We start from the raw sequence: 22,791 nt of genomic DNA, 5'->3' as shown, positions 1-22,791 counted from the left end.
GCGGTAGCCAAAAGGCCCTTAAGAATGAGGGGCTGTGTCGTCGCTTGCAAGCCTTGGCCGTGCCGACGCCGGCGGCGCGGCACTGCGACGAGGTTCACTTCGGCGCCTTGCGCTCGGCCTCGGCGACCTGCGCCGGGGCGAAATGGCAGGTGAAGGTGCTGCCCTTGCCGGGCACGCTGCTGATTTCCAGGCGCGCGCGGTGGCGGATCAGCACGTGCTTGACGATGGCCAGGCCGAGGCCGGTGCCGCCGGTGTTGGAGGCGCGGCTGGAGTCCACCCGGTAGAAGCGCTCGGTCAGGCGCGGCAGGTGCTTGGGGTCGACGCCGATACCGGTGTCCTGCACCGACAGGTGCGCGCCCTGTTCGTCGGCCCACCAGCGGATGCGGATCTCGCCTTCGTCGGGGGTGTACTTCACCGCGTTGAATACCAGGTTGGAGAAGGCGCTGCGCAGTTCCGCCTCGCTGCCCTTGAGCTGCACAGCGGGGGCGGCGTCCAGGCTGATGCGGTGGTTGCGCCCGGCGGACAGGGCCTGGGCGTCGTTACGGATGCTGGCGAGGAGAGCGTCCACCGCCACCGGCTTGTTGTCGCCGGGGTAGTCGGTGGCCTCCAGCTTGGCCAGCAGGAGCAGGTCGTTGAGCAGGTTCTGCATGCGTCCGGCCTGCTGCTGCATCTGTTGCAGGGCGCGCAGCCAGCGCGGGTTCACATCCTCGACGTTGTCGAGGAGGGTCTCCAGGTAGCCGGCGATCACCGTCAGCGGCGTGCGCAGCTCGTGGGAGACGTTGGCCACGAAGTCCTTGCGCATCTGCTCCAGCTGGTGGACGCGGGTGACGTCGCGGACCAGCATCAGGTGCTCGCGGTTGCCGTAGAGGGTGATGTGGAATTGCAGGCGCAGGCGCTCGTTGATCGGCGAGGGGATTTCCAGCGGCTCGCGGTAATCCTCCTGGTCGAAGTATTCCTTGAAGCGCGGATGGCGGATCAGGTTGCTCACCGGCTGGCCGCCGTCCTGCGGGGTCTTCAGGCCGAGCAGGTTTTCCGCGGCGAGGTTCCACCATTCCAGATTGCCGTCGCTGTCGAGCATGATCACCGCGTCACGCAGCGCCGCGGTGGACTCCTGGATCCGGTCGATCACCGCCTGCAGGCGGCCACGGGCGCGCTGGTTGCGGCGTTGCAGGTGGTAGATATTGTCGAAGACTTCGCCCCAGAGGCCGTAGCTGTCCGGCGGTGGCTCGTCTGGCTGGTGGTTGCGCAGCCACTGGTGCAGGCGTAGTAGCTGCCAGAGGGTCCAGCCGAGGTAGAGAGCCAGGCCGAGGGCCAGGGCCCAGCCGTAATGGCCGCTGACCACGCCGAGCACGAGGCTGGCGGCCAGCACGAGAAGCAGGTGGCGGATCAGCGCTCCACGCCAGTCTTGGTTCACGACGGATTGCATCCTGTCCAGTGGCGGTCCGTCACGGACCGTCCAGGGGAAACGACTCCGGCCGCCGAGCGGCCGGGCGCGGGGTCAGCTCTTGGTGGAGAAACGATAGCCGGTCCCGCGGACAGTCTGAACCAGATTTTCGTAGACCTCGCCGAGCGCCTTGCGCAGGCGGCGGATATGCACGTCGACGGTGCGCTCCTCGACATAGACGTTGCCGCCCCAGACCTGGTCCAGCAGTTGGCCGCGGGTATAGGCGCGTTCCTGGTGAGTCATGAAGAACTGCAGCAGGCGGTACTCGGTGGGGCCCATCTCGGCCGGCTTGCCGTCGATGGTCACGCGGTGGCTGATCGGGTCCAGCAGCAGGCCGCCAACCTCGATCGGCGCCTCGCTGTCGCCAGGCCCGGTGCGGCGCAGCACGGCCTTCAGGCGGGCGACCAGCTCGCGGGGCGAGAACGGCTTGGTGATGTAGTCGTCGGCGCCGACCTCCAGGCCCTGGATCTTGTTGTCCTCCTCGCCCTTGGCGGTGAGCATGATGATCGGGATGTCGACGGTCAGTTCGTCACGCTTCAGGCGTCGCGCCAGTTCGATGCCGGAAGTGCCGGGGAGCATCCAGTCGAGCAGGATCAGGTCCGGCTTGCGGTCGACGATCACCGCGTGCGCCTGCTGGGTATTTTCCGCCTCCAGGCACTCGTAGCCGGCCATCTCCAGGGCCACGGCGATCATCTCGCGAATCGGTGCTTCGTCATCAACGATGAGGATTGTCTTGCCAACCATGGTCTTGCCTCGGGTCGATCTGTCTTGCGCCGCATTAGATAACGAAATTGTGTCAGGTATGTGACACAACGGCGTAGTTTCCGCCGACTGCCTGCGGCGGGGCTATGCTCAACAGGTTCCGGTGCCGTCCCTGCGGGCGGCGAACGCTCCACCTGAAGACACAGGAGAGAGACGCGATGAACAGAATCCACCTGGCGCTGGGTCTGGCGCTGGCCCTGCCGGCGTTCGCCGCGCTGGCCCAGGAAACGGTGGCGCCGGCCACCGAGAAGGACGGCGTGCTGGTCGATGGCAAGGGCATGACGCTCTATACCTACGACAAGGACAGCGAAGGGCAATCCGCCTGTTCCGGGCAGTGCGCGAAGAACTGGCCGCCGCTGGCAGCGGCCCAGGGAGCGCAGGCCAGCGGCGACTGGAGCCTGGTCGCTCGCGAGGACGGCACCCAGCAGTGGGCCTACTACGGCAAGCCCCTTTATACCTTCATCCAGGACAAGAAGCCTGGCGACAAGAACGGTGACGGCAAGATGGGCGCCTGGCACGTCGCCCAGCCGGACATGGACTAGATGGTCGCCGGCCTGCGCGCCGCTCAACGCAGCGCGTAGTCGGCGACCGTGCCGAGGAAGATCGCCAGGCCAGCCCAGTGGTTGTGCAGGAAGGCGCGGAAGCAGGCCTGCGGGTCGCGGTCGCGGGTCGACCAGGCTTCCCAGACGAAGCAGGCCGCCGCCACCGCCAGGCCGAGGTAGAAGCACAGGCCCAGTTCGAAGCGGTTGCCGGCCAGCACTAGCAGGAGCAGGGTCAGGCCCTGCAGGCTGCCGATGATCAGGCGGTCGGCATCGCCGAAGAGGATTGCGGTGGACTTGATGCCGATCTTCAGGTCGTCCTCGCGGTCGGTCATCGCGTAGTAGGAGTCATAGGCGACCGTCCACAGCACGTTGGCCAGGAACAGCAGCCAGGCGCTGGCCGGCAATTCGCCGCGCTCGGCGGTGAAGGCCATCAGGATGCCCCAGGAATAGGCGGCGCCCAGCACCACCTGCGGATAGTAGGTGTAGCGCTTCATGAAGGGGTAGAGCGAGGCCACGGCTACCGCGCCGAACGACAGCCAGACGGTCGTTGCATTGGTCAGCAGGACCAGGCCGAAGCTCAGCGCGACCAGGACGGCGAAGGTGATCCAGGCCTCGCGCACGCTGATCTTGCCGGTGGCCAGCGGGCGCGCCTTGGTGCGTGCGACATGGCCGTCGAAATTGCGGTCGGCGAAATCATTGATCACGCAGCCGGCGGCGCGCATCAGGATGACGCCGAGGACGAAGATCAGCAGGTTCTTCAGTTCCGGCACGCCGTCCGCGGCGATCCACAGCGACCAGAGGGTCGGCCAGAGCAGCAGGTAGATGCCGATCGGCCGGTCCAGCCGCACCAGTTGGACGAAGTCCCAGGCGCGGGGGTGCAGGCGGGCCAGCGGCTTGATCAGGGTGACGAACATGGGGACCTCCGGAGTCGACCGGGGGATTATACGTCGGCGATTCCCGCCTGGTCCCACAGGCGCGGTAGGTACACCTCCGCCACCAGCACCCCGAGCGCGCCGCGGGAAAACCGTGAGCGACGGCCCCAGAGACCCTCGGCGCGGACCTCGGCGGGCAGACCGGCCGCCGGATAGCGGCAGACTTCGATGGGCCCGCGCTCGAAGGCGCTGTCGCTGAACAGCAACTCGCCCAGCGAGCGGGTGCCGAGCAGCGCCAGGTCGAAGCCCGAGCCTTCCAGGGCGCTGCGCGCCGCCACGCTGCGGGCGAACACCCAGGGACGGTCGTGGCCATGCAGGTAGACCTCGCGGACCCAGCCGCTACTGCCGGTAGGGACGTCGAGCCCCTGGCATTCGTCGTCGCGCAGGGTCTGCCAGCCTTCCAGCAGGGGTTCGACGCGGAACGCGCCGTCGGCCAGGGCGGTCAGGCGCCGGGTCAGCGACCCCTCGTCGAACAGCCAGTCGAGGACGGCGGGGGAGACGCTGGACAGTTGGTCGGCGCGAAGCCAGAGCGCATTGCTGGGCATGACGGGACTACGAGACGGCGGCAGAAGGCGGCGAGGGTAGCATGTTCGGCCGGCGGCCGGTCTGCGACGCGGTGGCGCGTCAGCCCCAGCCGTTCAGGCGCAGGGTGGCGCGGACCAGGCGCTGTTCTTCCTGCTCGATCTCCCGCAGGTTGTCGCGGATGCTGTGGATATGTTCGCGCGCCGCCCGTTGCGCCTGGTCCGGCTGGCGCTCGCGGAGGGCCGCGTAGAGGCGCGCGTGCTGGCGGTCGATCTGGCGCTTCTGCGGCGGCCGGTGATAGAGGTTGTTCACCGAGGCGAACACCGTGCTCAGCAGCAGTTCGTTGAGCGATTGCAGGGTATGCACCAGCACCGGATTGTGCGATGCCTCGCTGATCGCCCGGTGGAACGCGTGGTCGCGGCGGGCGTGCTCGCGGGGATCGATCGGCTGGGTTTCCTCGTGGCTGGCGAGCATCTCTTCGTAGCGCCGGGCGAGCAGGACGAAGTCTGCCTCGGTGCCGCGTAGCGCTGCCAGGCGGGCCGCCTCGCCCTCCAGCAGGGCGCGGACTTCGAGCAGGTCGTAGAGGGTGCGCGGCTGGGAGCCGAACAGGTGCATCAGCGGGCTGGCGTCGGCGTTGCGGTCGAGATCGGCGACGAACGACCCACGGCCATGCTCGGTATCGATGATGCCGCGCCCGCGCAGCGCCCGCAGGCCCTCGCGCAGGGCCGAGCGCGAGCAGCCGAGCTTGGCCACCAGGCGCCGCTCGGACGGCAGTGCCTGGCCGACCTTGAGCACGCCGTCGACGATCAGCCGCTCGATACGCTCGGCGACCTGGTCGGCCACCCGCTGTTTCTGCATGGAAGCTCCCGTTGCACTGGTAGGACCAGTTGGCTGTCGTTATTCACTATAGAAGCTCACGGGCTTTCTAGCATGCGCCTCATGTTCATGGGGCCTGGCGATACTGGTAGGACCAGTTCGACGCCTGCTGGACCCCGGCCGTCCGCGCGGTACAGGCTGTGGACGCTTGCTGATCCCGCCGATAACCACAACAAGGACAGCCGCCATGAACATCCTCTACGACGAGCGTCTGGACGGTCCGCTGCCGCAGGTGGACAAGGATGGCCTGCTGGCCGAGTTGCGCCTCCGCCTGCCCGACCTCGAACTGCTGCACGCCGCGGAAGACCTGCGTCCCTACGAGTGCGACGGACTCTCGGCGTATCGCTGCACGCCGTTGCTGGTGGCATTGCCGGAACGCATCGAACAGGTTCAGGGCCTGCTCGCCCTCTGCCATCGGCTGAAGGTGCCGGTCGTGGCGCGCGGTGCCGGCACCGGCCTGTCCGGCGGCGCGCTGCCGCTGGAGAACGGCGTGCTGCTGGTGATGGCGCGTTTCCGGCGGATCCTCGAGATCGATCCGCTGGGTCGTTTCGCCCGGGTCCAGCCTGGCGTGCGCAACCTGGCGATCTCCCAGGCCGCTGCCCCTCATGGTCTGTACTACGCACCGGACCCGTCCTCGCAGATCGCCTGCTCCATCGGCGGCAACGTCGCGGAGAACGCCGGCGGCGTGCATTGCCTGAAGTACGGCCTGACCGTGCACAACCTGTTGCAGGTGGACATCGTGACCCTGGAAGGCGAGCGCCTGAGCCTGGGGTCCAGCGCCCTGGACAGCGCTGGCTTCGACCTGCTGGCGCTGTTCACCGGCTCCGAAGGGCTGCTCGGCGTGGTGGTGGAGGTCACCGTCAGGCTGTTGCCGCGCCCGCCGGTGGCGAAGGTCCTGCTGGCCAGCTTCGACGATGTGGAAAGCGCCGGGCGGGCGGTGGCCGACCTGATCGGTGCCGGCATCGTCCCGGCCGGGCTGGAAATGATGGACAACCTGTCGATCCGCGCCGCCGAGGATTTCATCCACGCCGGTTACCCGGTCGACGCGGCGGCGATCCTGCTCTGCGAACTGGATGGCGTGGAAGCCGACGTGCACGAGGATTGCGAGCGGGTCCGCGAGCTGTTCGAGGCGGCTGGCGCCACCTCGGTGCGACAGGCCCAAGACGAGGCCGAGCGCCAGCGCTTCTGGGCCGGGCGCAAGAATGCGTTTCCGGCGGTCGGGCGGATTTCCCCCGATTACTACTGCATGGACGGCAGCATCCCGCGCCGCGAGCTGCCGCGGGTGCTGCATGGCATCGCCGAGCTTTCGCGCGAATACGGCCTGCGGGTGGCCAACGTATTCCACGCCGGCGACGGCAACATGCACCCGCTGATCCTCTTCGACGCCAACCTGGCGGGCGAGCTGGAGCGCGCCGAAGCGCTGGGCGGCAGGATCCTCGAGTTGTGCGTGGCGGTAGGCGGCAGCATCACCGGCGAACATGGCGTCGGCCGCGAGAAGATCAACCAGATGTGCGCTCAGTTCAATGCCGACGAGCTGACCCTGTTCCACGCCGTGAAGGCGGCGTTCGACCCGGCCGGGCTGCTCAATCCCGGCAAGAACGTGCCCACCCTGCATCGCTGCGCCGAGTTCGGCGCCATGCACGTCCGCCACGGTCGACTGCCGTTCCCCGAACTGGAGCGTTTCTGATGAGCCAGCCGTATTTCGATCCGGACGCTGGCGCCGACCATGCCGGCGCGCTGCTCGAGCGGGTCCGCGACGCCCTGGCGCGGCGCGCGCCGCTGCGCATCGTCGGTGGCGATAGCAAGGCGTTCCTCGGCAGGCCGGTTGCGGGCGAACCGCTGGCGCTCGCCGAACACCGTGGGATCGTCGCCTACGATCCCTGCGAACTGGTGATCACCGCCCGTGCCGGTACGCCGCTGGACGAGCTACAGGCCGTGCTGGCGCGCGGCGGGCAGATGCTTGCCTGCGAGGCGCCGGGTTTCGGCGGCCGGGCGACGGTCGGCGGGGTGCTCGCCAGCGGCCTGTCCGGACCGCGCCGGCCCTGGGCGGGAGCGGTACGCGATTTCGTCCTCGGGACGCGGCTGATCAGTGGCCTGGGCACCCACCTGCGCTTCGGCGGCGAGGTGATGAAGAACGTCGCCGGCTACGACCTGTCGCGGTTGCTGGCGGGCAGCTTCGGTTGCCTCGGGGTGGTCACCGAAGTGTCCTTCAAGGTGCTGCCCATGCCGCGCTGCCAGGCCGGCCTGAGCCTGGACCTGCCGGTGGCGACGGCGTTGCGCAAGCTGGCCGAGTGGGGAGGCCAGCCATTGCCGATCAGTGCGGCCTGCCACGACGGCGAAGCCCTGCGCCTGCGCCTGGAGGGCGGCGAGGGCTCGGTACGCTCGGCGCGCGACCGCCTCGGTGGCGAAGCGCTCGAGGACGGCTTCTGGGCCGACCTGCGCGAGCAGCGCCTGCCGTTCTTCGACGACCCGCGACCGCTCTGGCGCCTGTCGCTGCCGGCGCTGGCGCCGGAGACGCCGTTGCCCGGTCGTCAGTTGCTGGACTGGGGCGGGGCGCTGCGCTGGCTGAAAAGCGACGCGCCGGCCGCGGACATCCGTGCGTGGGCCGCCGCCCATGGCGGTCACGCCACCTGCTACCGCGCCGGCCATCTCGATGCGCCGTTCCAGCCGCTACCGCCTGGACTGCTCGGCCTGCACCGGGCACTCAAACGCCAGCTCGACCCGCAGGGCATCTTCAATCCCGGGCGGATGTACGCCGAACTCTGAGGAGGCGCGATGCAAACCAACCTCTGCGATTCCGCCCGGCAACGCGCCGAGGCCGCCGAAGCCGAGCGCATCCTGCGCAGCTGCGTGCACTGCGGTTTCTGCAACGCCACCTGCCCGACCTACCAGGAGCTGGGCGACGAACTCGACGGCCCGCGCGGACGGATCTACCTGATCAAGCAGTTCCTCGAGCGCGACGAGGCCAGCGAGCGCACCCGCCTGCACCTCGATCGCTGCCTGAGCTGCCGCAACTGCGAAACCACCTGCCCGTCCGGAGTCGAGTACCACAAGCTGCTGGATATCGGCCGCGACCTCCTCGCCGAACGCCTGCCGCGCGGCTTCCGGCAACGCCTGCTGCGCGACGGGCTGCGCCTGCTGGCCCCGCGCCCGGGGTTGTTCGGCGCGCTGGCCGGCACTGCCGGGCGGCTGAGGCCTCTGCTGCCTGAGGCGATGCAGGGCAAGCTGCCACGTCGGGTCGCGGCGCCGGGCAGGCGGCCGCAGCCCCGGCATGCGCGGCGCGTGCTGCTGCTCGAGGGTTGCGTGCAGCCGGCGCTGTCGCCGAACACCAACGCCGCCGCCGCGCGGGTTCTGGACCGCCTGGGAATCAGCGTGACGCCGGCGGCCGCGGCCGGCTGCTGCGGCGCGCTGGATTTCCACCTGGATGCGCAGGAGCGCGGCCGCCAGCGCGCGCGGCGCAATATCGACGCCTGGTGGCCGTTGCTGCGCGAGGGTGCCGAGGCCATCGTGCAGACCGCCAGCGGCTGCGGCGCCTTCGTCAAGGACTACGCCTACCTGCTGCGCGACGACCCACGGTACGCGGACAAGGCGCACGAGGTCGCCGCCGCTGCCCGCGACCTGGTGGAAGTGCTTCGCGACGAGCCGCTGGAGTCCCTCGGCCTGCGCTGCGACCAGCGCCTGGCGTTCCACTGCCCATGCACACTGCAGCACGCGCAACGACTGGGCGGGGCCGTGGAGGCGGTGCTGCGGCGACTGGGCTTCCATCTCACCGAGGTGGCCGACGGTCATCTCTGCTGCGGGTCCGCCGGCACCTACTCGCTGACCCAGCCGGCGCTGTCCCGGCGTCTGCGCGACAACCGCCTGGACGCCCTGGAAAGCGGCGCGCCGGATGTCATCGCCACGGCCAACGTCGGTTGCCAGGCCCATCTCGACGGGGCCGGACGGACCCCGGTACGCCACTGGATCGAGCTGCTCGACCAGGCCTTGCCCGGAGGAGAGTGAAACCATGCACAGCAAGCCGGTACTAGGCCGCGAGGAGGTCGCCCGCGTCCTTGGCGCGGCCCGCGAGGAGGCACAGCGCCAAGGCTGGGCGGTGAGCATCGCGGTGGTCGACGACGGCGGCCACCCGCTGGCGCTGGAGCGCCTCGACGGCTGCGCGCCGATCGGTGCCTACATCGCGACGGAAAAGGCCCGCAGCGCCGCCCTCGGACGCCGGGAAACGAAGCGCTACGAGGACATGATCAACGGCGGACGCAGTGCCTTCCTCTCGGTGCCGCTGCTGCAGGCCACCCTGGAGGGCGGCGTGCCGATCCTGGTGGACGGACAGGTGGTCGGCGCGGTCGGGGTTTCCGGCGTACGCGCCGAAGAGGACGCCCAGGTGGCGCGGATCGGAGCCGAGGGGCTGTGAGGCGACCGGTGGGCACCACCCATCTTTGGTTGGCCCGTTCGGCACCACCTTGCCTTTCGGGCAGGTTGGCGGACAGGGTGGATTTGTTATAGGTTGCCGGCGCTGAACCGTGGTAACCCGCCCGAGGTAAACAATGAAGAAGTGGCAATGCGTGGTGTGTGGACTGATCTATGACGAGGCCAAAGGCTGGCCGGAAGAAGGCATCGAGGCGGGAACGCGCTGGGAAGACGTGCCTGAAGACTGGCTGTGCCCCGACTGCGGCGTCGGCAAGCTGGACTTCGAGATGATCGAAATCGGCTGAGCCCCGCTCGCCGGCGAAGAAGGCGGCCCTGGCCGCCTTTTTTCATGCCTGGCCAGCGGCCGTCCAGGGGTTATCCTTGGGGCTTGGGTCCGGTCATTGACTGTCCTGCCGGGAACGCCCGGCAGCCTTGCCGTTGGCCGGCCACCGACGCTGAGCTAGGTTCGACGAACGAGGAGGGTGGCTATGCGCAAGTGGCAATGCGTGGTCTGCGGCTTCATCTACGACGAAGCCCTGGGCCTGCCCGAAGAAGGCATTCCGGCGGGAACCCGTTGGGAGGACATCCCGGCGGACTGGGTCTGCCCGGACTGCGGTGTCGGCAAGATCGATTTCGAGATGATCGAGATCGCCTGAGCGAAATCCACAGAAGCGGCGCCCGGCGCCGGCAATCACAGAGGAACGGAAATGAGCGAGCGTGCGCCCCTGGTAATCATCGGAACCGGCCTGGCGGGCTACAACCTGGCCCGCGAGTGGCGCAAGCTGGACGGCGAGACGCCGCTGCTGATGATCACCGCCGACGACGGCCGTTCCTATTCCAAGCCGATGCTCTCCACCGGCTTCTCGAAGAACAAGGACGCCGACGGCCTGGCCATGGCCGAACCGGGCGCCATGGCCGAGCAACTGAACGCGCGCATCCTGACCCATACCCGGGTCACCGGTATCGATCCGGGCCATCAGCGGATCTGGATCGGCGAGGAAGAGGTGCGTTATCGCGACCTGGTCCTGGCCTGGGGTGCGGAGCCGATCCGGGTGCCGGTCGAGGGCGATGCCCAGGACGCGCTCTACCCGATCAACGATCTGGAAGACTACGCGCGCTTCCGCCAGGCGGCTGCCGGCAAGCGCCGGGTACTGCTGCTCGGTGCGGGGCTGATCGGTTGCGAATTCGCCAACGACCTCTCCAGCGGCGGCTACCAGCTCGACGTGGTGGCGCCTTGCGAGCAGGTCATGCCGGGCCTGCTCCACCCGGCCGCGGCAAAGGCCGTGCAGGCCGGCCTGGAAGGCCTCGGCGTGCGCTTCCACCTGGGGCCGGTGCTGGCCAGCCTGAAGAAGGCCGGCGAGGGGCTGGAAGCGCATCTTTCGGATGGCGAGGTGATTCCCTGCGACCTGGTGGTCTCCGCCGTCGGCCTGCGTCCGCGCACCGAACTGGCCTTCGCCGCCGGGCTGGCGGTCAACCGCGGGATCGTCGTCGACCGCTCGCTGCGCACCTCCCACGCCAACATCTACGCGCTGGGCGACTGCGCCGAAGTGGACGGCCTCAACCTGCTCTATGTGATGCCGCTGATGGCTTGCGCACGCGCGCTGGCGCAGACCCTCGCCGGCAACCCCAGCCAGGTGGCCTACGGTCCCATGCCGGTGACGGTGAAGACCCCGGCCTGCCCGCTAGTGGTGTCGCCGCCGCCGCGCGGAATGGATGGCCAATGGCTAGTGGAAGGCTCTGGAACGGACCTCAAGGTCCTGTGCCGGGATACCGCTGGTCGAGTGATCGGTTATGCCCTGACCGGAGCGGCGGTGAACGAAAAATTGGCCCTGAACAAAGAGTTACCCGGCCTCATGGCTTGAATGCCATTGGTTCCGGCCGTTATGCCGTCGAGACTTGCGGCAAAATTGTCGGACGATACTGGCGCAGTCCTCGGGAGCATGCCATCCTCCATCGCGTCTACCGCAGTCTAGAGCCTATGGTTCCGGTGGACTGCGGTGCCTTTGAGCGCTGCTGGGAAGACAGCACGGACACAAAAACAACAAACCGTCAAAGAGGCAACTATGCGTAAACCAGAACTAGCCGCCGCTATCGCCGAAAAGGCCGATCTCACCAAGGAACAGGCCAATCGCGTTCTCAACGCCCTGTTGGATGAAATCACCGGCGCGCTGAACCGCAAGGACAGCGTGACCCTGGTCGGTTTCGGCACCTTCCTGCAACGCCATCGCGGAGCCCGCACGGGGAAGAACCCGCAGACCGGCCAGCCGGTGAAGATCAAGGCCAGCAACACCGTCGCCTTCAAGCCGGGCAAGGCCCTGCGCGACGCGGTCAACTGACCGCCGAGAGCCCGGAGTCAGAGCGGCTCCGGGCTTCGTCGAAGACGCTTCCGCGCTCATCGAAAGGACAGCTGTAGTCCTCCTCGCGAACAGCTACAATGCGCCGCTCATCTCCCCGGATATCGAGGCGCGTGCATGAAATTTCGTCTTCTCCTGTGGATGCTTGGTCGCCTGATGGCCAAGGCCAGCCGCGACAATCCCGCTTTCCAGAAGCAGCTCGAGGGCAAGGACCTGGTGTTCCAGTTGCATACCCTCGACGGCAAGGTGGCGCGCCACTACCTGGTCAGGGACCTGCGCGTCAGCAGCAAGCGCGGTACCCATCCGCAACCGGCATTTTCCCTGGGGTTCAAGGACGGAGCCTACGGTTTCGCCGCGATGACTTCGAAGAACCCACAGTTGGCCTTCATGCAGGGCATCCAGAACAAGGACATCCAGATACAGGGCAATCCGGCGCTGGTGATCTGGTTCCAGGGTCTGGTGAAGTACCTCAAGCCGAAGAAGAAGGCTCCGGAGAAGAAAGCCGCCTGAGGGCGGCTTTCGATCTCATCCGGGCTGCGGCCGCAGCCTTTCGGTAGTGCGTTTCGCAGCGGACTACCCGGTCACCCCGGCAAGCGATTGAACTGGGCCGCCAGTTCGCGCAGGGCCGCTTCCGCTTCCAGCACCTTTTTCACGGCGTCCCCGGCCTTCTCCGGGGTGATCCCCAGGCGCTCGTACAATGCCGCCGGAATCGCTTGCTGCGGGCCATCGCCGATGCCGCTGTTGCGCAGCAACCGGTTGGTCAGGCAGATCAGGTTGGCGTAGACCGCGTTCGGCCCGGTGTAGCTGGGGTCCTGCTGGAAGCGCAGGGCGCAATAGAGGTCGTCAGGCATGTCCCAGACGCGCATCAGCCAGGCGCCGATCTGCTCGCGGGTGATCCCCAGCAGGTGCTGTTCGATATAGGCATGGCCGAGGTGCGGGTTGACCTCCAGGTGCCGGCAGATCAGCGAGAAATGCGGCGGGAAGACATGCGCCAGGACCAGGTAGCCGAAATTGTGCAGCAGGCCGCCCAGGTAGCTCAGGCCGGACTCCGGGCGCAGCTCGCGCGGCATGGCGCGGGTCAGGCCCTCGATCACCGCGGCGGTGTAGATCGCTTGCTGCCAGTAGGGCGTGGCCTGCTGTGGCTGGTCCTTGGGCAGGCTCAGGCTCTTGCCCAGGGCGAGGCCGAGGGCCAGGTTGATCACCAGGTCGAAACCGAGGACGCGGACGATCGCGTCTTCCACCGAGCGGATCTTGCCCGGAGCGGCGTAGTAGGGCGAGGCCGCCCAACTGACCACCTGGGCGGCGAGCGCCGGATCGGTTTCCACCAGACCGGTGATGTCGTCGACGCTGGCGTTGGGGTCGACCCGCAGCTTGATGATCTTCTGCGCCGTCTGCGGCAGCGGTGGAATCTCGATGGTCTGCTCCAGGCGCTGCTGGATGCGCCGGGCGGTGAAGGCCTGCACGGCCTGGCTGATTTCCGCGCGGTCGTCGTCCGGGCGGTCAAGGTTCAGGTTGATGTTTTCCAGCGGTTCGCCGAAGCGCGCGGCGCTGGCCTTGCCCAGCAGGCCGCGGAAGTCGTTGCTGGCGATCTCCAGGAGGATGCCGGGCTGGCCGGACTCGATCAGCAGGCGCGGTTCCTGCAACAGGCGCTCGTCGTACAGGCAGGGCGAACTGGTCAGGGGCGGCAACGCCGGCAGGCGGTGCAACTCGTGCTTGCCGAGCATTCGTTCCAGGCGCTCGGGCTTGATCGCCAGCAGCTTGCGGCCGGTCAGTTCGGTGAGCCGGGCGAGGTCCAGCAACTGGCTCTGCGGGAACAGCACCAGCAGGGTGCCGACGGCGTCGTCCAGCAGCACCGCCTGGACCCGGCGGGCGGCAGGCAGCTCCGCGCTGTCGCTGACCTCGCGGCAGGCGATGCCTAGCTTGGCGAGCAGCTGGAGGATGACCTGGGGGGCGTGCGGAGCATCGGCGGAGGCCAGGGCGGCTTCTGTCATGACGAGACCATGCGAGCTGGATTTTCCCTCAGTATAACCAGAGCTGCTTCAAGACTGAGACCTACGCCGGTCAGCGAGAGCGAAATAGATCACACTTGACCGTATTGCTGGCCGTGGCGCAACCACCGTTCGAGCAGCGGGCTGACATGCTGCGGCCAGTGCGCCAGGAGGGATTGGGCGGCATCGCGGACCGCCGGCAGCAGGTCTGCGTCGCGCATCAGGTCGGCGACCTTGAATTGCAGCAGGCCGGTTTGGCGGGTGCCGAGCATTTCGCCGGGGCCGCGCAATTCCAGGTCCTTCTCGGCGATGACGAAGCCGTCGCTGGTTTCGCGCATGATGCCCAGCCGCTCGCGGCCGATCTGCGACAGCGGTGGGTGGTAGAGCAGCACGCAGTGGCTGGCGGCGCTGCCCCGGCCAACCCGGCCGCGCAACTGGTGCAGTTGGGCCAGGCCAAGGCGCTCGGGGTTCTCGATGATCATCAGGCTGGCGTTGGGCACGTCGACGCCGACCTCGATCACCGTGGTCGCCACCAGCAGTTGCAACATGCCTTCCTTGAAGGCTTCCATCACCACGGCCTTGTCCGCCGGCTTCATGCGCCCGTGGATCAGGCCGACGCGCAGTTCGCCCAGCGCCGAGGAAAGCTCTTCGTAGGTGGTCTCGGCGGCCTGGCAGGTAAGCTCCTCGGACTCTTCGATCAGAGTGCACACCCAGTAGGCCTGGCGCCCTTCGCGGCAAGCCGCGCGGACTCGCTCGATCACCTCGATACGGCGGCTGTCGGCCACCAGCACGGTATTCACCGGGGTACGCCCGGGCGGCAGCTCGTCTAGGATCGAGGTGTCGAGGTCGGCATAGGCGCTCATCGCCAGGGTCCGCGGGATCGGCGTGGCGGTCATGATCAACTGGTGTGGGCAGAGCCTGCCGTCCACGCCCTTCTGGCGCAGGGCCAGGCGCTGCTGCACGCCGAAGCGGTGCTGTTCGTCGATGATCGCCAGTGCAAGGCGCTTGAATTTCACTTCATCCTGGAACAGCGCGTGGGTGCCGACCACCATCGGCGCGCCGTCGCCGATGCGTTCCAGTGCCGCCGCGCGGGCCTTGCCCTTGAGCTTGCCGGCCAGCCAGGCGACTTCGATGTCCAGCGGCTGGAGCCACTTGCTGAAGTTGAGGAAATGCTGCTCGGCGAGGATCTCGGTCGGCGCCATCAGCGCCACCTGGTAACCGGCCTCTATGGCTTGCAGGGCGGCGAGGGCGGCGACCACGGTCTTGCCGGCGCCGACGTCGCCTTGCACCAGGCGCAGCATCGGTTCGTCCTGGGCCAGGTCGTAGGCGATCTCCGCGCCGACCCGGCGTTGCGCGCCGGTCGGCTGGAAGCCGAGGTTGGCAAGGAAGCGTTTCGGCAAGCGGCTGGCCGCCGGCAAGCGCGGCGCTGCCTGCGAACGCACGGCTTCGCGCAGGCGCTGCAGGGATAACTGGTGGGTCAGCAGTTCTTCGAAGGCCAGGCGCAACTGCGCCCAGTGCCGGCCTTCGGCCAGTTCCTCGATGTCGGCATCCGGCGGCGGCCGGTGCAGGTAGCGGATCGCCTGGTCGAGCGGGCCAAGTTGGTAGTCGCGGGCCAGTTCCGCCGGCAGCCAGTCGGGCAGGCTGCTGGGGCCGAGCATGGCCAGGGCCTGTTGGCTCAACTGGCGCAGGCGCTGCTGGGTGAGGCCCTCGGTAGTCGGGTAGATCGGCGTCAGGGTCTGCTCCACCGGAATCGGCTCGTCGCCGTTCAGCGCGCGGTATTCCGGATGGTAGATCTCCAGGCCCGAGGCACCCGGCCGGACTTCGCCGTAGCAGCGCAGGTGGGTGCCGCGCTTGAGACCGTCCTTCTGCGCCTGGCTGAAATGGTAGAAGCGCAGGCTCAGGGTGCCGCTGCCGTCCTGCAGGCGCACCAGCAGGCTGCGGCGGCGCCCCATCACCACGTCGGCGCCGGCCACCACGCCCTCGACCACCGCGTCGGCCCCTGGCCGCAGGGCGCCGATGGCGGTGACGCGGGTACGGTCCTGGTAGCGCAGGGGCAGGTGGAACAGGATATCCTGCAGGGTTTCCAGGCCTACCCGAGCGAGCTTCTCCGCCAGCGCGGCGCCTACGCCCTTTAGCGCGGTAACCGGGACCCTGGACAGCTCGGTCATGCGATTTGCGGTTGTTCCTGGGTTTGCGGACGGGCCACCGAGCACAGGCGGATCGAGTCGGCCAGCACTTCGATGGCGCGTGGACGCGGGAAGCTGGCGCGCCAGGCGATGGCAACGGTACGGAACGGCACCGGCGCGCTGAACGGGCGCACTTCGATGACGCCCGGCGCGTAGTGGTGGCTGTCCACCGCGGAGAACGGCAGCACCGAGACGCCCAGTCCGGAGGCGACCATGTGGCGGATGGTCTCCAGCGACGAGGACTCCACCGTGGTGTGCTTGTTCTCGTCGCCCTTGCGCACGGTCGGGCAGGCTTCCAGCACCTGGTCGCGGAAGCAGTGGCCTTCGCCGAGCAGGAGCAGGCTCTTGTCGTTGAGCAGCTCGGAATCGATGCTGGCCTTGGCGGTCCAGGGATGGTCGGCCGGCATCAGCACATAGAAGGGCTCGTCGAACAGCGGCTTGGTCAGGACGTCGGCTTCCTGGAACGGCAGGGCGATGATGATCGCGTCGAGTTCGCCGGTACGCAGCTTGTCGCGGAGGATATGGGTGAAGTTCTCCTCGATGTACAGCGGCATCTGCGGCGCGACCCGGTGCAGCTGGGGAATCAGGTGCGGGAACAGGTAGGGACCGATGGTGTAGATGGCGCCGACCTTCAGCGGCGCGGCCAACTGGTTCTTGCCGGCCTGGGCCAGCTCGCGGATGCCCTGGGCCTGTTCGAGGACCTTCTGCGCCTGGGCGACGATGCCTTCGCCCACTGGCGTCAGGCGCACGGCGCTCTTGCTGCGCTCGAAGATCAGCACCCCCAGCTCGTCCTCGAGCTTCTTCACGCCGACCGAGAGGGTCGGTTGGCTGACGTGGCAACGCTCGGCGGCGCGGCCGAAGTGCTGTTCCTGGGCGAGGGTGACGATGTAGCGCAGTTCGGTGAGGGTCATGGCTGCTCATCCGTTAAGATCGGCCAAGCATAGCGGCTGCACCGCCGCGAACCAACCTCCGGGGGCATGATCGGGCGTGCATTGCAGACGATTCGACGCCTACACTGCCCGCCTTGTTGTAGGAAGGAGACGGCTTCATGTCGCAAACAGTGATGATCGCCGGCTGCGGCGATGTCGGCGGGCGCCTCGGCGAGGCGCTGCTGGCCGATGGCTGGCGGGTCCATGGCCTGCGTCGCTCGGTGGACGCCTTGCCGCAGGGGATCCTGCCGGTGGCTGGCGATCTGCAGGCTCCGGAGTGTCCCGCGCAGTGGCCGAGCGAGCCGCTCGACTACCTGGTGTACAGCGCCGCCGCCAGTCAGCACGACGAGGCTGGCTACCGTGCCGCCTACGTCGACGGCCTGCGCCATGTGCTGGGCTGGTTGCAGGCCCGCGGCCAGCGGCCCAGGCGCCTGCTGTTCGTCTCCAGCACCGGGGTCTACGCGCAGACCGATGGCGGCTGGATCGACGAGGAGTCGCCGGCGCTTTCCCAGGCCTATTCCGGACGGATCATGCTCGACGCCGAGCAGGTCGCGCTGGACAGCGGGATACCGGCTACCCGCGTGCGCCTGGCCGGCATCTACGGTCCGGGGCGGGAGTGGCTGCTCAACCAGGTGCGCCAGGGGTACCGGGTGGTCAGCGAGCCGCCCCTGTATGCCAACCGGATCCACGCCGACGATGCGGCCGGGCTGCTGGCCTTCCTGTTGCGCGCCGATGCCGGCGGCCAGGCGCTGGAGGACTGCTACATCGGTGTCGACGACGCGCCCGTGGCGATGCACGAGGTGGTCGACTACCTGCGCCAGCGCCTGGGCGTCAGCCAATGGGCCGACGAACATTCGGTACGCCGCGCCGGCAGCAAGCGTTGCAGCAATCGCCGCGCCCGGGCGCTCGGCTGGGTGCCGCGCTATCCCAGCTACCGCGAGGGCTACGCGGCGGTACTCGGGGACGCCTGATGGCTGCCAACCGGTTGTTGGCGCGTCCCTGGCTGCCTGGCGTGGAGCTGTTCCATGCGGACTTCTCCGGCCAGGCGTTCGGCCGCCACAGCCATTCGGCCTTCGCCATCGGCTCGATCCTCCACGGCGTCGGCGGCTACCAGTGCCGCGGGCGGCGCCATGCGCTGCCGGCCGGCACCCTGTCGCTGATGAACCCGGAAGAGCCACATACCGGGCACGCCGAATCCGAGCGGCTGGTCTACCGGATGCTCTATGTCGAGGAAACGCGCCTGCTCGGCCTGCTCGGCCGCAAACAGTTGCCGCGCGGCTTCGGCGAACTGAACCCGGCCGACGACGGCAGCGTGGCGGCTGGCCTGGCGTGGCTGGCCGAGGATTTCCAGCGCAGCGACGCATTGGGGTTGGAAAGCCGCCTGCTGGCCTTGCTCGAACAGGTCTTCGTGCGTCACGGCGGCTTGCGCCCGGCGGCCGCGGCGCCCCGCGACGGCGGAACCACCGCACGCCTGCGCGATTACCTGGAAGCGCATGCTACCGAGGCGCTCGGTCTGGACCAACTGGCGCAGTTGCTGCAGCGCCACCCGCGCCACCTGATCGAGGCTTTCCGGCGTGCCTACGGCGTGCCGCCGCATACCTACCAACTGCAATGCCGGGTGCGCCAGGCCAAGCGCCTGTTGCTGGAAGAACGGCCGCTGGCGGAACTCGCCCAGCACCTCGGCTTCTACGACCAGGCGCACTTCTCCACGACCTTCCGGCGTTTCACCGGGGTCACTCCGGGGCAGTTCCGGCGCAGCGCCAAGACCTGAGTTTTTTCCAATACGGCGCCCGCCGCGCTGCACAGACTGGAGGCCTTCGCGTTTCGAGGGGCCTTCATGTTCGCCGCGTTCGTCCTTGTCGCCAGTACCCATTTCGCCGCCCTGCTGTCGCCGGGGCCGGACTTCTTCCTGTTGGTGCGCGCCGCCCTGCTGCGCGGCCGGCGCCAGGCCGACGGGGTGGCCGCCGGCATCGCCCTGGCCAACCTCCTGAGCATGCTGCTGGTGCTCGGCCTGTTGGCCAGCGTGCCGGACTCGGCGCACAGCGCCTTGCGCTGGCTGCAGGCGCTCGGCGGACTGTACTTCCTCTGGCTGGCGGGCCAGGCGCTGCTTGCGCAGAGGCGACTGGAAATGCCGGCGCAGCGCGACGTCCCGTCCCGCGGCGGCTATCTGCGCGGGCTGCGCGACGGCCTGCTGGCGAGCAGCCTGAATCCCAAGCTGCCGATCTTCTATGCGGGGCTGTTCGGCGTGCTGGCGCGCTTCAGCCTGCCGGGCTGGGCGCTGGCCCTGTGCCTGGCGTGGATGAGCCTGGCGGTGCTGTGCTGGGACATGGCGCTGGTGCGCCTGCTGGACAGGCCGCGCTGGCGCGGCTGGTTGCAACGGCGGGTAGGTGCGCTGGACCGGCTGTGCGGCGTCCTGCTGCTGGCGCTGGGCGGCTGGCTGGTGCTGGCCGCCCTCTGAGAGGTGTCAGCGCTCCAGCAGCCAGACGCGCTTGCCGGGCACGTAGCTGGGCATCTCGTTGGCGCCGGCGGTATTGACCGCTTCGAACAGTTGCAGCTCGTCGTCGTCGAGGCTGAACAGCAATTCGCGGCCGCGGTTGCCTTGTTGCAGCCAGATGCTGTCGTTGTCGCCGCTCATCGCTGCGCAATCGCCGGCCAGGCACAGCGCGTAGCGTTCGGCGCCGGGCAGACCGCTGACCAGGCCATTGGCCTGGAACTCGACCTTGCCGCCCTGGCCCTGGCCTTCGCGGATCTTCCAGCTGCCCTTCAGATAGCTGCCATACAAGGCCCGCTCGAAACCGCTGCCGGCAGGGCTGTTGGCCGCGGGTTGCGGGTCGAGACGGCGGAAACGCTGTTCCGGGCCGTTGGCGCTGGCCTGCTGGATCAGCTCCTTGCCGTCCAGTTCGAGACTCTCCTGGTTGTCGTCGCCATAGAAGGCAACCTTCCAGTGCTCGTCATCGCTCTTGCTCAGGGTCCCTTCGCCCAGTTCGAAGCCGTTGCTGAAGGTGGCTTCGCCTGCCTTGCTGTCGAGCTTCCATTCCAGGTTCGGGCCATAGGCGAGCAGGGCCTCGCGCAGCTTGCCGTCCTTGCTCGCGGCGTCGATCGCGGCCTGGTTGATCCAGGTGCCGGACGGATCGGCCGTGCCGGCGCAGCCGGCCAGCAGGGTGGCGGCTGCGGCGAGGAAAATCACGCGGCGCATCGTGCTACTCCATGCAGAGCGACGGGGCCTTGGGCCCCGTCGCGAACATCCGGCTTACTCGAGGACGACGATGGCGTCCATTTCCACCTGTGCGCCCTTCGGCAGGGCGGCTACGCCGATAGCGGCGCGCGCCGGGTAGGGCTGGGTGAAGTAGCGGCCCATGATCTCGTTGACCTTGGCGAAGTGCGACAGGTCGGTGAGGAAGATGTTCAGCTTGGCGACGTCGTGCAGGTAGCCGCCGGAAGCCTCGATCACCGCCTTGAGGTTCTCGAACACCTGGACGGTCTGCTCCTCGAAGCCTTCCACCAGTTCCATGGTCTTCGGGTCCAGCGGGATCTGCCCGGACACGTAGACGGTATTGCCGGCCTTGATGGCCTGGGAGTAGGTGCCGATGGCGGCCGGGGCGTTGTCGGTGTGGATAACGGTCTTGGTCATGGGAACTCCTTGCTGAAATCGAGTGGGCGCGGGGGCGCCGGATGACACAGGAAAAAGCGGGTCAGCTACGCAGGCGGGTGATCCGGATCACTCCCTTGAGGGCGCGCAGCTTCTTGATGACGCGGGCCAGGTGGACGCGATCGTGCACGCTGACGACCAGTTGGACCACGCTGATGCGACCGTCGCGCTCGTCCATGCTGATCTTCTCGATGTTGCCGTCGGCCGCGTTGACGCTGGTGGCGAGCAGGGCGATCAGGCCACGCTGGTGCTCCAGCTCGACGCGCAGTTCGACATTGAATTCGCCGGTGACATCCTTGGCCCAGCTGAGCTGGATGCATTTTTCCGGGTTGTGGCGTACTTCGCTGATGTTCTTGCAGCTTTCCAGGTGCACCACCATGCCCTTGCCGGCGGACAGGTGGCCAACGATCGGGTCGCCGGGAATCGGCGTGCAGCACTTGGCGTAGCTCAGGACCAGGCCTTCGGTGCCGCGGATCGCCAGCGGACCCTCGGCGCTTGGCGCTTCCTCGCCCTCGCTGGACAGCAGGCGGCGGGCGACCACGTAGGCCATGCGGTTGCCCAGGCCGATCTCTTCCAGCAGGTCCTCGAAGACTTCCATGCGGTACTCGGCGAGCACGGCCTGGATGCGTTCCTGGGGAATCTTCTCGAGGTGGCTGTCGAAGCCGGTAAGGGTCTTGTTCAGCAGGCGCTCGCCGAGGTTGATCGACTCGGAGCGGCGTTGCAGCTTGAGCGCATGGCGGATATGGGTGCGCGCCTTGCCGGTGACCACGAAGCTCAGCCAGGCCGGGTTCGGCCGGGCGCCCGGGGCGGTGACGATTTCCACCGTCTGGCCGCTCTGCAACGGCTCGGAGAGCGGCGCCAGGCGACGGTTGATGCGGCAGGCGATGCAACTGTTGCCGACGTCGGTGTGCACCGCGTAGGCGAAGTCGACCGCGGTGGAACCCTTGGGCAGTTCCATGATGCGGCCCTTGGGCGTGAACACGTAGACCTCGTCCGGGAACAGGTCGATCTTCACGTTCTCGATGAATTCCAGCGAGTTGCCGGCGCGCTGCTGCAGTTCCAGCACGCCCTTCACCCATTGCCGGGCGCGGGCATGGGTGCCCTTGGGCGTCTCGTCGTTGGACTTGTACAGCCAGTGAGCGGCGATCCCGTGGTTGGCCATCTCTTCCATCTCGCGGGTACGGATCTGGATCTCGATGGGCACCCCGTGCATGCCGAACAGGGTGGTATGCAGCGACTGGTAGCCGTTGGCCTTGGGAATCGCGATGTAGTCCTTGAAGCGTCCGGGGAACGGCTTGTACAGGCTGTGCACGGCGCCCAGCACGCGATAGCAGGTATCGACCTTGTCGACGATGATGCGGAAGGCGTAGACGTCCATGATCTCGTTGAACGCCTTACGCTTGCCGCGCATCTTCTGGTAGATGCTGTAGAGGTGCTTCTCGCGGCCGATCACCTGGCCTTCCATGCCTTCGCGGGCGAGGCAGTTGACCAGCGACTCCTGGATCTTGCCGACGATCTCGCGGCGGTTGCCGCGGGCCTTCTTCACCGCCTGGCGGATGCGCTCGGCGCGCATCGGGTGCATGGCCTTGAAACCGAGGTCCTCGAACTCCACGCGCATGGTGTGCATGCCCAGGCGGTTGGCGATGGGCGCGTAGATTTCCAGGGTTTCCTTGGCAATGCGCCGGCGCTTTTCGCCGGACAGCACCTCGAGGGTGCGCATGTTGTGCAGGCGGTCGGCCAGCTTGACCAGGATCACGCGGATATCGCGGGCCATGGCCATGGCCATCTTCTGGAAGTTCTCGGCCTGGGCCTCGGCCTTGGTCTCGAAGTTCATCTGGGTCAGCTTGCTGACCCCGTCGACCAGTTCCGAAACCGTCTCGCCGAACTGCGCGGTGAGCGCTTCCTTGGCGATGCCGGTGTCCTCGATCACGTCGTGCAGCATCGCGGCCATCAGGCTCTGATGATCCATGTGCATGTCGGCGAGGATGTTGGAGACCGCCAGCGGGTGGGTCACGTACGGTTCGCCGCTGCGGCGGCGTTGCCCGTCGTGGGCCTGCTCGGCGTAGTAGTAGGCGCGGCGGACCAGGTTGACCTGGTCCGGCCCGAGGTAGCTCGACAGTCTGTCGGCGAAGGCGTCTATGCCCGGCAAGGGTTCACCCCCTGCCCGTAGGCGGGTTGCGGCGCTCGCAGGCGACGTCGAGCC

24 protein-coding genes are annotated in these 22,791 nt (G+C 67.9%); 13 read left to right on the top strand and 11 right to left on the bottom strand.

The genetic code is table 11. The features are described from left to right. Positions 1–94: 94 nt before the first annotated feature. Positions 95–1,426, bottom strand: a complete 1,332-nt coding sequence (phoR, locus tag AT700_RS27900) for a phosphate regulon sensor histidine kinase PhoR (protein ID WP_003121316.1) — start codon at positions 1,424–1,426, stop codon at positions 95–97. Between the two features lie 72 nt (positions 1,427–1,498). After that, on the bottom strand, positions 1,499–2,188 hold the full coding sequence (gene phoB, locus AT700_RS27895; protein WP_003096653.1) for a phosphate regulon transcriptional regulator PhoB: 690 nt from the start codon (positions 2,186–2,188) through the stop codon (positions 1,499–1,501). 176 nt (positions 2,189–2,364) lie between these two features. Between phoB and AT700_RS27890 the strand changes: the two genes are divergently transcribed. Beyond that, positions 2,365–2,748, top strand: a complete 384-nt coding sequence (locus AT700_RS27890; protein WP_003096652.1) for a hypothetical protein — start codon at positions 2,365–2,367, stop codon at positions 2,746–2,748. Between the two features lie 23 nt (positions 2,749–2,771). Here the strand turns inward: AT700_RS27890 and ubiA are convergent, their stop codons facing one another. The 3 genes from ubiA to glcC form a co-directional block, all read right to left on the bottom strand. Beyond that, positions 2,772–3,662, bottom strand: coding sequence for a 4-hydroxybenzoate octaprenyltransferase (gene ubiA, locus AT700_RS27885; protein ID WP_003104612.1), 891 nt, complete (start codon positions 3,660–3,662; stop codon positions 2,772–2,774). Positions 3,663–3,688: 26 nt separating this feature from the next. Next, positions 3,689–4,225, bottom strand: coding sequence for a chorismate lyase (locus AT700_RS27880; RefSeq protein WP_003114374.1), 537 nt, complete (start codon positions 4,223–4,225; stop codon positions 3,689–3,691). A 79-nt stretch (positions 4,226–4,304) separates the two neighbouring features. Further along, on the bottom strand, positions 4,305–5,060 hold the full coding sequence (glcC, locus tag AT700_RS27875; RefSeq protein ID WP_003096643.1) for a transcriptional regulator GlcC: 756 nt from the start codon (positions 5,058–5,060) through the stop codon (positions 4,305–4,307). Between the two features lie 205 nt (positions 5,061–5,265). Between glcC and glcD the strand changes: the two genes are divergently transcribed. The 9 genes from glcD to AT700_RS27830 all read left to right on the top strand — a co-directional run bounded on the left by glcD (position 5,266) and on the right by AT700_RS27830 (position 12,346). After that, positions 5,266–6,765 (top strand): glycolate oxidase subunit GlcD, encoded by a 1,500-nt coding sequence (gene glcD / locus AT700_RS27870; protein WP_003104603.1) that lies wholly within the window; start codon positions 5,266–5,268, stop codon positions 6,763–6,765. Continuing rightward, positions 6,765–7,844 carry a glycolate oxidase subunit GlcE gene (glcE, locus tag AT700_RS27865; protein WP_003136272.1) on the top strand — a complete coding sequence of 360 codons (1,080 nt, stop codon included), beginning with the start codon at positions 6,765–6,767 and terminating at the stop codon, positions 7,842–7,844. Before glcD ends, glcE begins: the two co-directional genes overlap by 1 nt. A gap of 9 nt (positions 7,845–7,853) precedes the next feature. Further along, positions 7,854–9,080 (top strand): glycolate oxidase subunit GlcF, encoded by a 1,227-nt coding sequence (gene glcF, locus AT700_RS27860; RefSeq protein WP_003117169.1) that lies wholly within the window; start codon positions 7,854–7,856, stop codon positions 9,078–9,080. Positions 9,081–9,084: 4 nt separating this feature from the next. Continuing rightward, positions 9,085–9,486 carry a heme-binding protein gene (locus tag AT700_RS27855; protein WP_003096637.1) on the top strand — a complete coding sequence of 134 codons (402 nt, stop codon included), beginning with the start codon at positions 9,085–9,087 and terminating at the stop codon, positions 9,484–9,486. A gap of 133 nt (positions 9,487–9,619) precedes the next feature. After that, on the top strand, positions 9,620–9,787 hold the full coding sequence (locus tag AT700_RS27850; protein WP_003098330.1) for a rubredoxin: 168 nt from the start codon (positions 9,620–9,622) through the stop codon (positions 9,785–9,787). Between the two features lie 183 nt (positions 9,788–9,970). Beyond that, positions 9,971–10,138 carry a rubredoxin gene (locus AT700_RS27845; protein ID WP_003098329.1) on the top strand — a complete coding sequence of 56 codons (168 nt, stop codon included), beginning with the start codon at positions 9,971–9,973 and terminating at the stop codon, positions 10,136–10,138. A gap of 51 nt (positions 10,139–10,189) precedes the next feature. Beyond that, the gene (gene alkT, locus AT700_RS27840; RefSeq protein WP_003114369.1) at positions 10,190–11,344 is read left to right on the top strand and encodes a rubredoxin-NAD(+) reductase AlkT; all 1,155 of its coding nucleotides are present in this window, start codon (positions 10,190–10,192) and stop codon (positions 11,342–11,344) included. A gap of 201 nt (positions 11,345–11,545) precedes the next feature. Continuing rightward, positions 11,546–11,818, top strand: a complete 273-nt coding sequence (locus tag AT700_RS27835; protein ID WP_003096630.1) for an HU family DNA-binding protein — start codon at positions 11,546–11,548, stop codon at positions 11,816–11,818. A gap of 135 nt (positions 11,819–11,953) precedes the next feature. After that, positions 11,954–12,346, top strand: coding sequence for a hypothetical protein (locus AT700_RS27830; RefSeq protein WP_003096629.1), 393 nt, complete (start codon positions 11,954–11,956; stop codon positions 12,344–12,346). Positions 12,347–12,417: 71 nt separating this feature from the next. Here the strand turns inward: AT700_RS27830 and AT700_RS27825 are convergent, their stop codons facing one another. From AT700_RS27825 to oxyR, 3 genes are all read right to left on the bottom strand, one after another. Beyond that, positions 12,418–13,827, bottom strand: a complete 1,410-nt coding sequence (locus AT700_RS27825; RefSeq protein WP_003098324.1) for an HDOD domain-containing protein — start codon at positions 13,825–13,827, stop codon at positions 12,418–12,420. Between the two features lie 89 nt (positions 13,828–13,916). Continuing rightward, on the bottom strand, positions 13,917–15,992 hold the full coding sequence (gene recG / locus AT700_RS27820; RefSeq protein ID WP_003096624.1) for an ATP-dependent DNA helicase RecG: 2,076 nt from the start codon (positions 15,990–15,992) through the stop codon (positions 13,917–13,919). Then, positions 15,989–16,921, bottom strand: a complete 933-nt coding sequence (oxyR, locus tag AT700_RS27815) for an oxidative stress transcriptional regulator OxyR (protein ID WP_003096622.1) — start codon at positions 16,919–16,921, stop codon at positions 15,989–15,991. The genes recG and oxyR overlap by 4 nt, the downstream gene beginning before the upstream one ends. 137 nt (positions 16,922–17,058) lie before the next feature. On the opposite strand from oxyR, the gene AT700_RS27810 reads away from it, so the two are divergent. The 3 genes from AT700_RS27810 (at position 17,059) to AT700_RS27800 (ending at position 19,397) form a co-directional block, all read left to right on the top strand. After that, complete coding sequence (locus tag AT700_RS27810) at positions 17,059–17,910, top strand: SDR family oxidoreductase (protein WP_003121310.1); 852 nt, start codon at positions 17,059–17,061, stop codon at positions 17,908–17,910. Next, on the top strand, positions 17,910–18,710 hold the full coding sequence (locus AT700_RS27805; protein WP_003114367.1) for an AraC family transcriptional regulator: 801 nt from the start codon (positions 17,910–17,912) through the stop codon (positions 18,708–18,710). Before AT700_RS27810 ends, AT700_RS27805 begins: the two co-directional genes overlap by 1 nt. A 66-nt stretch (positions 18,711–18,776) precedes the next feature. Next, positions 18,777–19,397, top strand: a complete 621-nt coding sequence (locus AT700_RS27800) for a LysE family translocator (RefSeq protein WP_003096613.1) — start codon at positions 18,777–18,779, stop codon at positions 19,395–19,397. 6 nt (positions 19,398–19,403) lie between these two features. On the opposite strand, the gene AT700_RS27795 is transcribed toward AT700_RS27800, so the two are convergent. From AT700_RS27795 to spoT, 3 genes are all read right to left on the bottom strand, one after another. After that, on the bottom strand, positions 19,404–20,135 hold the full coding sequence (locus AT700_RS27795) for a hypothetical protein (protein ID WP_003096611.1): 732 nt from the start codon (positions 20,133–20,135) through the stop codon (positions 19,404–19,406). A gap of 54 nt (positions 20,136–20,189) precedes the next feature. Further along, the gene (locus tag AT700_RS27790; RefSeq protein WP_003096609.1) at positions 20,190–20,570 is read right to left on the bottom strand and encodes a RidA family protein; all 381 of its coding nucleotides are present in this window, start codon (positions 20,568–20,570) and stop codon (positions 20,190–20,192) included. A 61-nt stretch (positions 20,571–20,631) separates the two neighbouring features. After that, positions 20,632–22,737: a bifunctional GTP diphosphokinase/guanosine-3',5'-bis pyrophosphate 3'-pyrophosphohydrolase gene (gene spoT, locus AT700_RS27785; protein WP_003096603.1), complete on the bottom strand. Its 2,106-nt coding sequence runs from the start codon at positions 22,735–22,737 to the stop codon at positions 20,632–20,634. Between the last annotated feature and the right edge of the window lie 54 nt (positions 22,738–22,791).

This window comes from Pseudomonas aeruginosa (assembly GCF_001457615.1).
Taxonomy (GTDB): Bacteria; Pseudomonadota; Gammaproteobacteria; order Pseudomonadales; family Pseudomonadaceae; genus Pseudomonas; species Pseudomonas aeruginosa.
This window is presented reverse-complemented; position numbering and strand designations above follow the sequence as displayed.